Origin of the sequence: Bradyrhizobium sp. CCGB12 (assembly GCF_024199845.1) — a bacterium.
Lineage (GTDB): Bacteria > Pseudomonadota > Alphaproteobacteria > Rhizobiales > Xanthobacteraceae > Bradyrhizobium.
The window spans coordinates 5,410,688-5,424,949 of record NZ_JANADO010000001.1 but is presented as its reverse complement, the minus strand read 5'-3'; the positions used below and the strand labels follow the sequence as shown (position 1 = coordinate 5,424,949).

The 14,262-nt window shown below is 57.2% G+C and carries 10 protein-coding genes; 3 read left to right on the top strand and 7 right to left on the bottom strand.

Annotation, left to right across the window (positions count from 1 at the left end):
• Positions 1-729 precede the first annotated feature (729 nt).
• Complete coding sequence (locus tag NLM27_RS25140) at positions 730-1,386, bottom strand: enoyl-CoA hydratase-related protein (RefSeq protein WP_254148914.1); 657 nt, start codon at positions 1,384-1,386, stop codon at positions 730-732.
• A gap of 872 nt (positions 1,387-2,258) precedes the next feature.
• On the opposite strand from NLM27_RS25140, the gene NLM27_RS44030 reads away from it, so the two are divergent.
• The 3 genes from NLM27_RS44030 (at position 2,259) to NLM27_RS25130 (ending at position 4,568) form a co-directional block, all read left to right on the top strand.
• A complete protein-coding gene (locus NLM27_RS44030) occupies positions 2,259-2,369 on the top strand; it encodes a hypothetical protein (protein WP_375142268.1) in 111 nt (36 codons plus the stop codon).
• Positions 2,366-2,995, top strand: a complete 630-nt coding sequence (locus NLM27_RS25135) for a chorismate-binding protein (protein ID WP_254145887.1) — start codon at positions 2,366-2,368, stop codon at positions 2,993-2,995. Before NLM27_RS44030 ends, NLM27_RS25135 begins: the two co-directional genes overlap by 4 nt.
• A 382-nt stretch (positions 2,996-3,377) precedes the next feature.
• Positions 3,378-4,568, top strand: coding sequence for an MFS transporter (locus NLM27_RS25130; protein WP_254145886.1), 1,191 nt, complete (start codon positions 3,378-3,380; stop codon positions 4,566-4,568).
• Between the two features lie 539 nt (positions 4,569-5,107).
• On the opposite strand, the gene NLM27_RS25125 is transcribed toward NLM27_RS25130, so the two are convergent.
• The 6 genes from NLM27_RS25125 to trpD form a co-directional block, all read right to left on the bottom strand.
• Positions 5,108-6,133, bottom strand: a complete 1,026-nt coding sequence (locus NLM27_RS25125; protein WP_254145885.1) for an LLM class flavin-dependent oxidoreductase — start codon at positions 6,131-6,133, stop codon at positions 5,108-5,110.
• 236 nt (positions 6,134-6,369) lie between these two features.
• Positions 6,370-7,470 (bottom strand): histidinol-phosphate transaminase, encoded by a 1,101-nt coding sequence (hisC, locus tag NLM27_RS25120; protein ID WP_254145884.1) that lies wholly within the window; start codon positions 7,468-7,470, stop codon positions 6,370-6,372.
• 1,825 nt (positions 7,471-9,295) lie between these two features.
• Positions 9,296-10,831, bottom strand: coding sequence for a class I adenylate-forming enzyme family protein (locus NLM27_RS25115; RefSeq protein WP_254148913.1), 1,536 nt, complete (start codon positions 10,829-10,831; stop codon positions 9,296-9,298).
• Between the two features lie 274 nt (positions 10,832-11,105).
• Positions 11,106-11,408 carry a hypothetical protein gene (locus NLM27_RS25110; RefSeq protein WP_254145883.1) on the bottom strand — a complete coding sequence of 101 codons (303 nt, stop codon included), beginning with the start codon at positions 11,406-11,408 and terminating at the stop codon, positions 11,106-11,108.
• Positions 11,409-12,013: 605 nt separating this feature from the next.
• The gene (trpC, locus tag NLM27_RS25105) at positions 12,014-12,832 is read right to left on the bottom strand and encodes an indole-3-glycerol phosphate synthase TrpC (RefSeq protein WP_254145882.1); all 819 of its coding nucleotides are present in this window, start codon (positions 12,830-12,832) and stop codon (positions 12,014-12,016) included.
• 14 nt (positions 12,833-12,846) lie between these two features.
• On the bottom strand, positions 12,847-13,860 hold the full coding sequence (gene trpD, locus NLM27_RS25100) for an anthranilate phosphoribosyltransferase (RefSeq protein WP_254145881.1): 1,014 nt from the start codon (positions 13,858-13,860) through the stop codon (positions 12,847-12,849).
• Between the last annotated feature and the right edge of the window lie 402 nt (positions 13,861-14,262).

The following is a 14,262-nucleotide window of genomic DNA, read 5'->3' as shown; positions in this document are numbered from 1 at the left end:
AAAGGATGAGGTCCTCGCGCGAGGGAATCCGGCTCTCGCGAAAGCTCGAATGTGATGCATCCGTGATGTGATGCATCCGTGATGGCCTATTCGCTCAACTCCGCGACCATGACGACGGTCGATTTGGCCGGAAGCACCTTGGCTGGCGATCACGATGCCCGGCAAGGGTTCGCTGTCCTTCCAGACTATCTTCGACTTGCATGACCGCGCACGTCCGGGTTCAGTCGGCGGAACAGCTAGACAAACCGGACGCCGAACGAAACGTCACGGAGCTTCGCCGGAAGCGACCGCTCGACGCCGGATGGCACCACTCCAGAGCCGCCGGCATCACCAAGACGATGATGGGCGAGATCGCGAGAACCCGCGCATGACCTATCGAAGGTTACGAAGTGCAGTTGCCGCCAGGGAAGCATTCCATTTTCACGTCGGACAGGCCGATCATTACAGGTAGCGGGCGAACATCAGCAAGACCTCATGCTCATCCCGCTCTCGCCAACCTGATTCGTCGCAACCAGTCGCCAAAGATAGCCAAGCGGCTGCACGAACTGGACATGGATAAGCTCGTTGCACCGGTCAACGATCGCCTTTCAAAGCAGGTAGTCAATTGCGTTTACTGCGCCGATGACCGCCATCTGCGCTTCACTCGTAAGCGCTTCGCCTGCAGCGGAAAGCTTCGCCGGGCGAGTAAAATCCTCCAGAAGGCATGCAACGTCAGGCCATTCGTTCGCTCTAAATTCCGCGATAGTTCGGCAATCGTTTCTCGAAAAAAACGTTCATTCCTTCCTGCTGGTCAGCCGTGCTGAACGCGCACCGAATTGCCTTCCGCTCGAATTCGAGCCCAGCATCCAACGTGGTCTGAAAGGCGGCGAGGACGGCTGCCTTGGCGAGCTCAGTCGAGCGGGGAGGCTTCTGGGCGATCATTTCCGCGATTTCGAGCGCTCGCGCCTGTGCAATACCGGTTTCAACGACTTCAGCGACGAGGCCGGCCTGCATCGCAGCACGGGCAGAAATGGGTTGGCCGGTCAGTATCATCAGCATGGCCAGAGATTTCCCTGCCGCGCGCGTGAGACGCTGAGTTGGGCCGTCGGCCGGCAAAATCCCAATGCTAATCTCAGGCTGCGCGAACCGCGCTCCTTCGCCTGCAATGACAATGTCAGCGAGCATGGCCAGTTCGTGACCGCCACCGAAGCAAATGCCCTCAACCGCGGCGATCAGAGGCTTGGGGAAATTGGCGATGTCCCGCCACACAGAACGTCGCGCGGGATTGTCGATTGCCTCAAACCCGCGCTGCTGCATCTCGCTAATATCCGCCCCGGCAGAGAAAAACGCTTCACTCCCGCAGAGGACGACGCAACGAACATCCTGATCGGCCGCGGCACGCCGCAGGTCGCTGCAAGCTCCGCGATCAGATCGTTGCTCAAGGCATTTCGTTTCGGCGCCCTGTTCAACATCACAACGCGCACATGGGCCTTAGGAGTCGTCGAGTGGATGAGATCGGACTTCTCAGTCATTGAGGGTGCCTCCCGAAAGAAATGAGAAAGCTTGCGCTTAGACTGAAATCGATTTCTATGCAAATCACCCCGAAAAATGCTAACTCTTATCAATTTAGCTGCCGCGCGCTTTAACTCTTGTACGCCTGAAAGGCAGCCTCGTTACTGACGAGATAGCCTAGCTCCCGCAACTTCGCCAATCGGCTAGCTGGCTTGTTATCCGACTGAGCGAACGCGGGCGACATCCGCGGATTAAAAACTGAGATTCGCAAATAGCTCAATCAACGCCAAACAGCCGTGACCCTGCTAGTTCGCCAGCGGCGCGCCACCCTTGCCGCTGGTCAACTACCGGACCTAGTGATTGATCGAGGTGCACGGTACATGGCAAATGTTGATTAATGACCGTTAGACTCTGCCTAGGTGCACAGATCATCCGAATGATTGATCCACCGACGCTCCGGCCGCGGGATTCTGCGCGCGAAGGCGCGCTCCGGCAAGTTTTCGTTAAAAGGCGCGTTCGACTTTGCAAGCGACATGATCACTCGCGGCAGGAATATGGCAGCAGTTGCGACAGGCTTTGAGAGACCCCGAATCGAAAAATTCGAGTCATTTACATTCAACAACGCGCAGATGGTCGGTGAGGTGAATGGTAGAGATCCCATCATCTTTGATAAGCGTGCAATGGAGAGAAAACCGCAAGATCCCCCATGAACGCATTATCCTCTCGCCAAGGCCGGGCAACCCTCATACTCCGAGATATGCTGCGCGATGGATGTTCTGGCCGGCAGCACCGTTGCCGTCTTGGGAGTGTGCCTAGGGCATCAATCCATCGTCCATTTTCACGGCGCATCCGTCTCGCACGCGCCGTCAAGCCCATGAAGGGCACCGCGGCTCGACATGAGGTCCCAGCGGAAGATGAGCGGATCGCAGAAGAACTGCGCCTGGACGAAAAGAGCCGGGCCGAGAATCTCATGATCGTCGACCTGATGCGGAATGACCTCGGACGCTGCCGCACCAGAAGCATTCATGTGCCAATCCTTCTACACATCGAAAGCTACGAGGCAGTCCACCAACTGGTGAGCGTCATCCGCGGAGAACTGGCCTCGCCCGAGGAGATCATCCCCTGCATTTCTGCGTGTTGGTCAGTGACCGACGCGTTAAAGGTCCGCCCCCCGCAGATCACTAAGGAAAATTTCCTCGAACTTGCCTCGGGCTCGGACAACGCGATGATTGCGCGCCGCAGCGGATGCTTAGGTGCTGTCCTTAGCACACATCACAGGGGAGCCTGCGAACTCGAAGCCATGATCATAAACGAGCAAAAAGGACATCTCCTGATGGTCCGCATCTACACGCTCGGCCCAGCGAGAAGCTATCACCATCATGCGACCTTCAAGTATCTTGAGTTCCAGGGAATCTCGGCATGCGACATCATATTCCTAGACGATCTCGTGGCTGGAACGGCTGAGGCAGCAGGTCGCGGAGAACAGCTATGTCCTCTAATGTAGCGCGCCTAAATGTCCATCTCGGGACGGCGAAATATCGCGATCGTCTGTAGGTCGTCGACACATTCATACTGCACAGCAGCGCATCGCGGTCCTCAGACGCAAGGGCATAAAAGAGCCTCGAACGCTGCATCTTCCTGAACCAACAATGGGATATATCGACACGAATGCTTGGAATCAGATGATTTGCGAAACGACAAAGGCGGCTGTTGAGAACAAACTCATTGAAAGGCGAGTATAACGCCGGAGATCGCGAGGTGGTGACGACCGGGCTGCTATATGGCCCGAGGTCCCCGCTATTCCGATACCATGATCGCCACTCTCCCTCCTGAGTTGAATGAGGCGCTGCCCTGAACATATTACAAGAACGTGAGCGGGCACCATCATGATCTCACCCCCTCCCGATGCAAGAACAAAACTCATCCTTACTGCTCTAACCATTGGTGCCTTCGCTATTGGCCTGAACACTTTTGTCATCATCGGCGCGCTTGATGTGATCTCTCGTGACCTCTCGATTTCTACCAGCGCGGCGGGCTGGATCATCTCGATCTACGCAATCTGCTACGCCTTCTTCGCGCCGCTGAATGCCTGGACGTTCAAGACCATGAGCCGCCGCAATGTCCAGATCCTGTCTGTCTCGATTTTCATCGTCGGCAATCTGGTCTGCGCGATCGCACCGAATCTCCTAATCCTTGCGGCAGGTCGCGTCGTGTCGGCCTATGGCGCGGCGATGTTCACGCCGGCGGCTAACGCACTGGCTACCGAGCTCCTCCTGCCCGCCCGCAAGGGGATCGCGTTGTCCCTCATCTTCGGCGGTATGACCGTTTCACAGGTTGCTGGCGTTCCGGCCACCAGCTGGATCGCAGATGCAATCGGCTGGCGCTATGCCTTCGTCTTCGTTGTCATCGCCGGGCTCCTCGCATTGCTGATCTCCACCCCCATGATGTCTGGGATCGCTGCTAAGGCGCCCGAGCACGAAAAAGGTCTCGCCTCGAAAGACTTCCCCAAGATCATCTATGGTGTCCTTTCCGTGACACTGTTCGTTGTCGTTTCCGAATTCGTCGTCTATTCCTACGTCAGTGTCTTCATCACCGGTTCTCTGCTTGCCGGGGTGCCGCTGCTCTCGGCCGCACTCTTTGCTTATGGTCTCGGAGCCGTGACCGGGAACGCAGCCTGTGGCTTTCTGACCGACCGTTTCGGGCCCTACAAGGTCCTCATCGTGGCGGTCGGGGCACAACCACTCCTGCTGATAGGGCTTATTGCCTTCGGACAAGATGGTTTCCTCACCCTGCTCATCGCCTTCCTTTGGGGCAACGTAAGCTACATGTATCTCGTCCCCATCCAGCACCGGCTCCTCGGCGTAGCCGGGGGCAGGTCGAGGCTGGTCCTGGCGATGAACAGCTCGACTACCTTCGCGGGCATCGCCATTGGCGCTTTTCTCGGCGGAGTTATCCTCGAGAACAGCGGGGCCAAATCCCTGGCCGCGGCGTCCATCCTGATTGGCCTTGCCGGCGTCGGGCTTGCTGTTGCCTTCGTGCGCAATCCAGAACCGGTAGAAGCTGCGAGTGGGGCATGATCAAGACAGTACAAGACGGCTAGCGGACGCGTGTCGAGGCACTGCTGAAAACTGGAAGATATCGGAAGGCAGATAGCGGCGGCAAAGAGATGCCCAACAAGTCGGCGACGACATCGAGATGGAGAAGAATGCCGGCCGTATCAGATGTCTTTAGGCAGCTGGCCGCCGCCTCCACGTTGCCGATTGCTGAGAGTAGGCGTTCGAACTAATACGTGAAATCCACTACACGCGGATGACGCCGAGGTGATACCAGATCATAAGCGTCGAATATAGACCTCCTCTTCAACGCGCCGCAGACACCACGTTGGGCCCCTGTCGCCAATATGCAGGCGCAGGCTGAATCAATCACGTTTGGGGCCAGCGCGGGCAAAATTGGGATCTCTACGCGTTGCTCCCGCGCTGGCCTCATCGACTCGCGGGATCCACAAACATCCCGTCCTCCTGTCGCTAGCGTCCCGACCAAACGATTCGTTTGTTTAGCGTCTGGATTTCGTCGAGCGTCTCACGCCGAGGTTCAGTTGAGTGGATCTCGAAAACAGTCACTGAGGCGCGATGAATTCGGAATGGATCGCAGCTGCGCTATTGAGGGCTGCATCGACTGGCAGACTTCCAAATGCGAGCTGACAAAGCAGATAATTGGCGCCGGCTTCCTCCAGATGATTAAGAACGGTCTGCCGCACAGAAGCGCGCGTTCCTACGACGCACAGTTCACTTTCGATTGCGGCCTCGAAGGTGGGGGGAAGGTTGGAGGGCAGTGATATGTCCTTTAACTCGTACAGGAACTTAAAATTAGCGAGCCAGCGTTCGTAAGCAGGTGCGGCGAGCGAATGGGCCTCTGCCTCAGAACGTCCAATCACGATCATGCGGAGCAACGCAATAAAGCGGTCCCTTCCGTCAGCGGAGCGCTCGGTGTTTCCATGAGCCCGAAACACGTCGGTGACTTTTCGAACAACAGAAGACGGCCCCACACACGCAAGGTTTGCACCATTTGCTGCCGCCCAACTGGCTGACTCTGGCCGATTTGTGGCGACCCACGTTGGGGGGTGTGGACGCTGGTGGGGCGAAAGGGTCAAGGGAACATCGTCGAGCACAAAATGCTGCCCCCGATAGTTTAAAAGGCCACCATTCATCGCATTAGCAAGAATTTGGGAAGCTTCCTCGTAACGACTAGCAGCCACATCCGCATCGACCCCGAAATATGTCAGTTCCAACGGGAGGGAGCCGCGACCAATACCCACTTCAAGTCTGCCATTACTCAAGTGATCCAACATGCAGATCTCCTCGAACGCGCGCAGGGGGTGATAGAGGTTAAGCAGCATGACCAGTTGACCGACACGAAGCCGCCGGGTGCGCTGTATGACGCTGGACAGAAACAAGTTCGGCGAGGGGCTTCGTCCATGGGGGGTACAGTGATGCTCCGCCAGATGATACGCGTAGAATCCGAGGCGATCGTAGGCCTCTGCCAAGACCATGCGGTCCGCATATTGTTCGGTGATATTGCGCCCATTCTCATCAAAATGATCGAAGATGCCGCAAGTGAGAGTCGAAACAGGGATGTTAGTCACTCGATTATCTCCAACTAAGAGAAGTTGAGCTCTGCTGGCTGTCAAAGGCCGGAGGGCCTTGAACGGAATGCATTGCTTGTGATGCAGGGCGGTCTAATGCCCCGCGGCGATAACTCTTGGATTCCAGAGGTGCGTCCGACAGCGCTCAAAGAGGCCTAGCGAGGAGACTGGCCCGACGCCCAAAAACGTTCTGGCGCACATGCCGGTCCGCCGGATGAGTGTTGAATAGGAGGCCGTCAAGAAGCGCTGTCTGCTCCGTAACGAAGCTTGCGGACGGCGGTAAGAAACGCGTCCATCTGCTCCTTCGTACCGATGCTAACGCGGATGCAATCTTGCATGCCATCATCCGCAAAGAAGGCGACAAGAACCTTCTGACGTTCAAGAGCGCTCTGCCACCATCTGCCGTCCTGACCCGCAGGCACACGGGCGAGCAGAAAATTCGCATGCGAGGGCGTTACAGCGAACCCGAAGTGAGAGAGTGCGTCCGAGACTCGCTGCCGTTCATGCTTGATGTAGCTATGGTTCTCGTCATAAGCGCGGCGATGCGCAAGGATGCTCATGCCGACGGCATGCCCGATCACATTCATGTTGAAAACGTTCTGGATGTTGCGAAGCCTCCCGATCAACTCGGGGTGGCCGAACGCGAAGCCAACGCGAATGCCCGCAGCTGCGTAGCTCTTGGAGAACGTACGCAAAACAAGAAGATTCGAATACCGAGTCAGCAGATGCAGTCCGTTCTCGGGCGCGAAATCAATATATGCCTCGTCCAGCACGACCAATCGGTCATATCGCGCGACGAGGCGCTCGATCTCAGCGACCGGCACAAAGGCGCCCGTGGGATTGTTCGGATTAGCCAACAGAATGAACTTGGCGTGTCTTGCAGGGCCGAAGAGCAACTTATCGATCGGTAGGCTGTCATGTTCGTCGCAGGGGACTTCAAGAAGCTGCGCCCCTTGTAACATCGCTAGCTTACGGTTGAACGAAAACCCCGGCGACATCATTGCTATGCTGTCACCCGGCGCGAGAAAGGCTCTATAAACTAGACTAAGAAGTTCAGATGATCCATTACCAGCCATGACGCGATCCGCGGACATGCCATAGGCAGCGGCCGCTGCTTCCCTCAAGCTGACGTTGTCATTCTCCGGATACAGATATTGCCGCTCTAGAGCTGCAATTGCACTTCGCATCACGATGGTTGGCAACGGAAATGGATTCTCATTCGTATCTAGCTTCACATAACTATCATCTGGGGCTGGTCGGCCAGCCGGGAGAGCGTCCAATTCGCGAGCGATCGGAGTAAGCGACGATAGCAGATTCCGTAACTTTGCGTCCGTCATCATTATCTCCGGTTTCTTTGGTAGAGGAATTCTGCGCAAGAAGTTCGGCAAGCGCGCTGATAGCTGCGGACGGGCTGAGTGTTAGCAGTCTTTAATTCGGGCGAGCGTATCGGGTCAGTGCCCCCACGAAGGTCGGCTGAAGTCACCTAGGCCGGCGAGTTATCTCCAATGTTGTGAGCAGCGGCGACACTCTCAATTGATCCGATCGATCCACCGATACACCGTCATCTGAGCTCGGTAAGCACATCGAGCGAACTGAGTCTTCCGCATCAGACTTCCTTGTGAAAGGGTACGAGATCCAGTTCGTCAACGAGCGACGCACTTCAGTTGATTAGCTGGAAGCAATGCTGATCCGCGTCGCCTGCCTACGATTTCGTATGCGCTGCGCGGAATGATGCTGTCTGCTGATGGAATCGACAAGCGCGAAAGGTTGACATTTGTTGCTGCAGGTGTCGCGCCGACCTCGCATTCAACCGTGTCGTTGCTGCCGCGGCCAGCAGCAGTTCGGCACGATGATGCTTGAAACGAGGGTAGCTTAGTTTCAAGCAGGCGGAGCGTGTTGTTGGGCCTATGAATGAATAGCGGCCGCGAACGAACGGGGTCCACAGGGTTTGTCGCGCGAAGTTTTCGTCCAAAGACTGGAGCCATGTCGATCATCGTTCCGCTGTCCAGTACATTCCTCGGTCCTTTGCGATCGAGTGGTTTGTGGCCGCTTACCCTCGTAGGCGACGACAGTCGTCCGCTCCCTCGGAACCTCTTGTCGAGAAGTGCAGAAGTAGCGCTTCTGAGATCCAAGCCGCGGCTTAGCCGGATTGCGTCCGGTTGTACGTCACCGTCTCCTTGTCTTAGACGGTACAATTTGACGCTACGTGCGATTCAAGCCCCCCAGGGCTCTTTTCAATTGATTTACTAGAGTCCGCAGGCTCAAAAGCGATGGAGCGTATGCTGGCGCTTGTGCGACGCGTGCTTGGAGCAGAACCGCACCTAGCGTGAGCCGATGGTCTACTCATTGCTCGCGCCGGAGATGGAATACGTCAGAAAGAGCTGGGCACACGGACCTTGCGAGTCGGAGACAAGGTCTAGCTCGCCACCGAGTCGGCGCACGCCAGGGCGGGCAGTTCGTGGCCCGTGTGGAGGTGATGGCTGGAACGGTCATTACGGCCACACTTGCAACTGTCATCTTCCAGATGGGGGGCTGATCAAACACCATGTAGCGCGCGTTCCTTGTCAATGCTTATCGCGGTCACGTCCCGCCTCGTTCCAAGCTCGGGGTGTTCATCTCCGCAGCAAAATGGCGGGTGACGCCACAGATCAAAGCGAGCTCTGCGGGTTTGCACTGTCGCGCCGCTCATCGACAGGATCAGATCCAAGTACGGCATGGGTTAATTGCCTATGCCATCGAAGGAGACGCCATCGACGCCATCCGCGCCACTGTGGTTAATAACGTCCGCCATCTCCCAAGTTGGATCAGCTGTTGTCGTGCCAAATCCTCATCAGGTTCATGCGCTCCCGCTTCAGCTCGTCCGACTTCCGGATTCTTACGGGCGACTACCTATTGTGGCCCTCGCTCGAGAAGGTTTCCGCTCCAGTGCCACTGCGAACAAGAATGCCAAGCACGACTTCGAAACTCGTTCTCTGCCACGCGTCATCGACCCGCTGGCAATGTCGACCGCTGGGTGTCAATCGCACGCAAGTGACAACTCTGAACCGGCTACCGCGATCTTGTTCCACACGGTAGGGCCAGATGCGGTCTGGCTGTCATAAGGCTTGAGTTGCGTACGATCAGTTCGCAGGTAGATATGCCGTAGGTGTCAACCCTAGACGATCAATTTGCCTCGGTTTGATTGCTCGAGTGGGCATCGAGCTTCTTCAACTTGAAATGCTGGATTTTGCCCAACTCGTTTCGCGGCAACTCGTCTGTAAAGATGATTTCGCGTGGCGCCTTGAAGTGCGCGAGCTGCACCTTGACATATGCGATCAGAACATCCGCCTCAATCCGGGCTCCTGGCTGCTTGACCACGTAGGCGACCGGCACTTCGTCCCAACGAGGATCGGGCCGGCCGACAACGGCACATTCCGCGACATCCGGATGCTCCGTAAGCACACGCTCCACCTCCGCCGGGTAGATGTTTTCTCCACCGGAAATGATCAAATTCTTCTTGCGATCGAGAACCCAAAAATATCCGTCCGCATCGTGGCGTCCAATGTCGCCGGTATAGTACCAGCCGTCGCGCAAAACCTCTCGGGTTGCCTGTTGGTTGTTCCAATATTCACTGAAGAGATTGGGCCCGCGTACCGCAATCTCGCCTGCAGTGCCTGGCGGTAGCCTGTCGCCGGCATCATTCACGATTGCGGCCTCGCAGCATAGGCCGGGTAGTCCCGTCGAACCATCGCGTGTGAGATCGCCGCATAGCCTTGTATAGAGAGCAATGGGACTGGTTTCCGTTGAGCCGTACACCTGCAGCACCGTTATCCCGCGACCGGTCAATTGTTCGATAACGTGCCGTGGCACCATGGTCGAACCTGTGGAGATGGCCTTAAGGGAGCATACGTCGACCATAGGCCATCCGTGATGATCGGCCAGAGCTTGGATCGTAGCTGGCACCAATACGGTTAGCGTGGGCCGATCGCGCTCAAATGCTGCAAGGGTTGCCTCTGGCGTAAACCGCCTGTGGAGCGTAACGGTCGCGCCGTAATGCAAGGCTGGCGTGGTCAGAATGTTGAGGCCGCCGACGTGAAACAATGGCAACACGGATAGGATATGATCGGTCGCGCTGAGCCCATGCATGTGCCGACTCATGACGCCATTCCAAAGCAAGGCTTCTTGGCGCAGCACCGCGCCCTTGGGGCGTCCTGTGGTCCCCGACGTATAGACGATCAGGAGTGGGCAGGAGAGATCGACATGCGCGTTGCGATCATCGCCGCGCGCTTGCTCGAGCAGCTCATGCCAATTGCTTCCGCCGACGGGATCAAAGTCGAATCCGATAATGGCCGCAAAGGGCAACTCCTGCGCCAGCATCGGTAGGATTTCGTCGAAGGCCTGTTCAAGCACCAGGACTTTGATACCAGCATCGGACAGAATGAAGAGCTGCTCGGCGATCGCAAGCCGCCAGTTCAATGGCACGAGGATTGCGCCGAGTCGCGCGCAAGCATACAACAGAATGAGATAATCAGGCCGGTTGAGGCTGAGGATCGCAATGCGGTCCCCTCTCTCGATGCCGAGGCGGGTTTCCAAAGTACGCGCGGCCTGCTCGATACGACGGAGGAGAGCGGCATAGCTTAAAGTGGCCCCCTCGAAATGGATTGCCGCTTTATCGGGATCGAACGCCGCGCTTCGCTCAATCAGGGTGCTGAGATTAATCATCAGTCGCTCACTCTTTTGACATTGACCTCGTCTTCGTTCGGACGCGCTCAAAAGTGAGATTCCGATCGTGGTTCGAGGGGCTCGATTGGGCTGTTGTCGGTTGATTGACGAGCGGCTCCCCGGCGATCGCCGGGCCAGAACGGCGAGTCCATCCAAGATCCCGTTTGCATCCCGCAGGCCGCTCTCTTTGCTCCTCAATGACCGTTGCGAGAATACCTGCGGGCAACGGAGGGATGACGTCAGCCTCGTTACGGAAATCGGTCGTCCATGATCAGAACGTCCTTTCGATGTGCACGCGAATTGCGTTTGCATCGGCATCGATCCAGTCGAGCGCGCGGGCCGCTGCAATCATCTTTCGGTAGCCTGTTTCCCAGGAGCTGTCGTCATCCGGCCGGCCTGGCAAAATCCGAATAAGATCAATAGGCACCAGCGCATTATCCCGATCCACGAGCGCAATTCCTCTTAAGGCAGGCGATCCCATAGTGGGTTCGACCTTGCACACGAGCTTAAGCTTACGAAACTCCAAGGGATCCAGCAGGTGTAGGCCACGTTCAGGTGAGTATTCGATGATCATTGCGACATGTATGGAAGATGGCTCGTTGATTGGAGTGATTCTGTGCGATACTCAGCCCTAGGTCGTGCCCTGATGCTTACCAGCGGTTTCGCATTGCCGAAATTCGATTTGCGTCGACGGACTGGATGTCACCTCGGTATGGTCCTAGTGATCGCAGATCGACTTGCCGCCGCCTCTATGCGCGAAGGCACGTGACAAGTCTTGGCTCGCCTATGGTGTCATTCTTCATCCTCTTCAATTGAGCCGCGGCAGATTGCATCGGCACGCTAGCGATCTCACACACGGCCCCATTCGCCCTCGGCAGCCGCGAGGCAGTTGCGATCGGTTCGGTCAGTTTGCGGCCACAACTCGACTTTAAAGAACCCACTATTGACGCGTACACCAACCTTGCTAGGCGGGGTTGCTGGTTAATGGTGTGAACCATGGTGAGCCGTGACGTGGGGTGGACGATACATATCGGCCAAGAGGCGTCGCGGTCATAGCGTCAGCAGGCAAACCGAGTGCGCCACGGTCGAGCGGATTGCTGCCACCAAAGGGATAGGCTGATGATGGTCTTGCCGAACGCAAACCCGCGATAATCGAGCCGGACGAAAGAGTCTGCACCATCAATGCGTTCCGAGCTCAACGTTAGGCTGACGTGATAGCAGCGCAAGGGTTGCTGCCGTGACATCGGACTGCCGCATCAGACTCTCGCCGACGAGGAAGGTTGAGACGCCAGCCCGTGAGAGTCTGTGCAGATCGGCATTCGCAAAGATGCCGCTTTCGCAGACGGTTACACGGTCTTTTGGAACCAGCGGCGCTAGCGTTTCGGTGGTCGCTAGCGTTGTCACGAAAGAACGCAAATTTCGGTTGTTGATGCCAATCATTGGCGAACGAAGTGTTAGTGCGCGCTCGAGCTCATCGTGATCATGGATCTCAATTAAAACGTCCATACCATATGAGTGTGCGGCGGCTTCGATCTCGCGGGCAGCGCCGTCGTCGAGAGCCGCCATGATGATCAGGATACAATCAGATCCGTAGGCGCGTGCTTCGGTTACCTGATAGGTATCGAAGATGAAGTCCTTACGCAGTATCGGTAGGTTTGTTGCAGCTCGGGCCGCCGTCATGAAATCGAGGTGTCCCTGAAAGGACTTTCCATCCGTTAGGACTGAGAGGCAGGCCGCTCCGCCGGCCTCAAAGGCCTTGGCCAGCAAGGACGGATCGAAGTCAGCGCGAATGAGGCCTCTGGAGGGGGAGGCCCTCTTTATCTCGGCAAGAAGTGCGTACTCGCCCGCAATATGCTTGTTGCGAATCGCGCTGACAAATCCGCGCGGCGCCGGAGCATGCCGTGCGAGGGCCTCGACCTCTGATAGCGGCACCGCTCCCTTCGCGTAGACGATCTCTTCGCGCTTGTAGGCCTCGATCCTGCTCAGAAAGTCGTACATTCGCTAGCCCACTGTCAAGCGTTTGACACTTCGATCAGACGTTTCAGTCGTGCCGCTGCCGCGCCCGTATCGATTGATTGCTTTCCGATGGCAACGCCGTCCTTTAAGGACTTGGCGTGTCCGGCGACCACCAGTCCTGCGGCGGCGTTGAAGATCGCTATGTCGCGATACGAGCTTGGTATTCCGTCCAGCACGCTTTGTAGCGCGACTGCGCCGGCGTGGGCGTCGCCGCCCTTTAGACTTTCTCCGCTACAGCGAGTGAGGCCCGCTTCCTCCGGCGTCACCTCAAATGTTCGGATACAGCCCTCGCTAAGTGCGGCGACAAGAGTCGAGCCAGTAAGAGTGATCTCGTCAAGGCCGTCCGAACCATGCACTACCCACGCCGAGTTAGCGCCAAGAGTCTGCAGCACTTGCGCGAAAGGCTGCACCCAGCCGCGCGAAAAAACCCCCACCACCAGCCGCGTGATCCCTGCCGGATTGGCCAGCGGGCCAAGCATATTGAAGATGGTGCGGGTCGCTAGCTCGACCCGTGTCGTGCGGACGTGCTTCATCGCCGGATGATGGACGGGCGCATACATAAATCCGATACCAGCTTCGTGCACACAACGACCAACGTGATCAGGATCGAGATCGAGCTTCACCCCGAGCGATGCTAGGACGTCGGCGGCGCCTGAGCGGGAGGAGGCCGCGCTATTGCAATGTTTTGCAACCGGAATGCCGGCGCCTGCGACAATGAAAGCGGCACATGTCGACACGTTCACCGAACCGGAACCGTCCCCGCCGGTGCCCACAATGTCGATCGCCTCAGCGGGCACGCTCACCCGCAGCATCTTGCTGCGCATGGCCGAAACCGCTCCGGTGATCTCCTCTACGGTTTCGCCCCGCACCCGCAGCGCCATCAGGAACCCGCCGACTTGTGAAGGCGTGGCCTCGCCTGAAATGATTAGTTCGAACGCCGATGCCGCTTCTTCGCGGGTCAGCCCGGCTCCGGTGGCGACTTTCCCAATAAGAGACTTGAGGGAATCCATGGTAATTGCGAGCCGTATCTTGGTTGCTGCGATTGCAGAAGCTGCGTTATCTAGCCAATCGGGTGTACGCAGACGGTTGTCAGCATTTCATCTCGGCGGCCAAGGACGAGCTTCCGCTCGCAAAATCAGGCTGGGTATATCTGTTCGCGGCGTTCCTTGGCGCTTCGCGCAGGCAGTCGAAACCGCAAAGCAAAGCGGCGTTTCGGATGCCGCCGTTCGGTCTTGCGCCGCGTACGGCCTGGTGCCTGGCTCATGAGAGTGCGCCGGCGCTCGCGGTCTGTCCGCTTCACAAGTTATAAGTCGATGCACGCGGACCTTCCCCTATGCTGCCCTTTCTCCACTCAATTGCGCTAGCAGCGTCAGCGCTAAATGGTTCGAGGTCAGTGTCACTCACTGCAGGCT

Coding starts and splice junctions, on each gene's coding strand:
- trpD (WP_254145881.1), bottom strand. CDS start 13,860: ATGGATTCCCTCAAGTCTCTTATTGGGAAAGTCGCCACCGGAGCCGGG.
- NLM27_RS25110 (WP_254145883.1), bottom strand. CDS start 11,408: ATGATCATCGAATACTCACCTGAACGTGGCCTACACCTGCTGGATCCC.
- NLM27_RS25135 (WP_254145887.1), top strand. CDS start 2,366: ATGAAGGGCACCGCGGCTCGACATGAGGTCCCAGCGGAAGATGAGCGG.
- hisC (WP_254145884.1), bottom strand. CDS start 7,470: ATGACGGACGCAAAGTTACGGAATCTGCTATCGTCGCTTACTCCGATC.
- NLM27_RS44030 (WP_375142268.1), top strand. CDS start 2,259: ATGGATGTTCTGGCCGGCAGCACCGTTGCCGTCTTGGGAGTGTGCCTA.
- trpC (WP_254145882.1), bottom strand. CDS start 12,832: ATGTACGACTTTCTGAGCAGGATCGAGGCCTACAAGCGCGAAGAGATC.
- NLM27_RS25130 (WP_254145886.1), top strand. CDS start 3,378: ATGATCTCACCCCCTCCCGATGCAAGAACAAAACTCATCCTTACTGCT.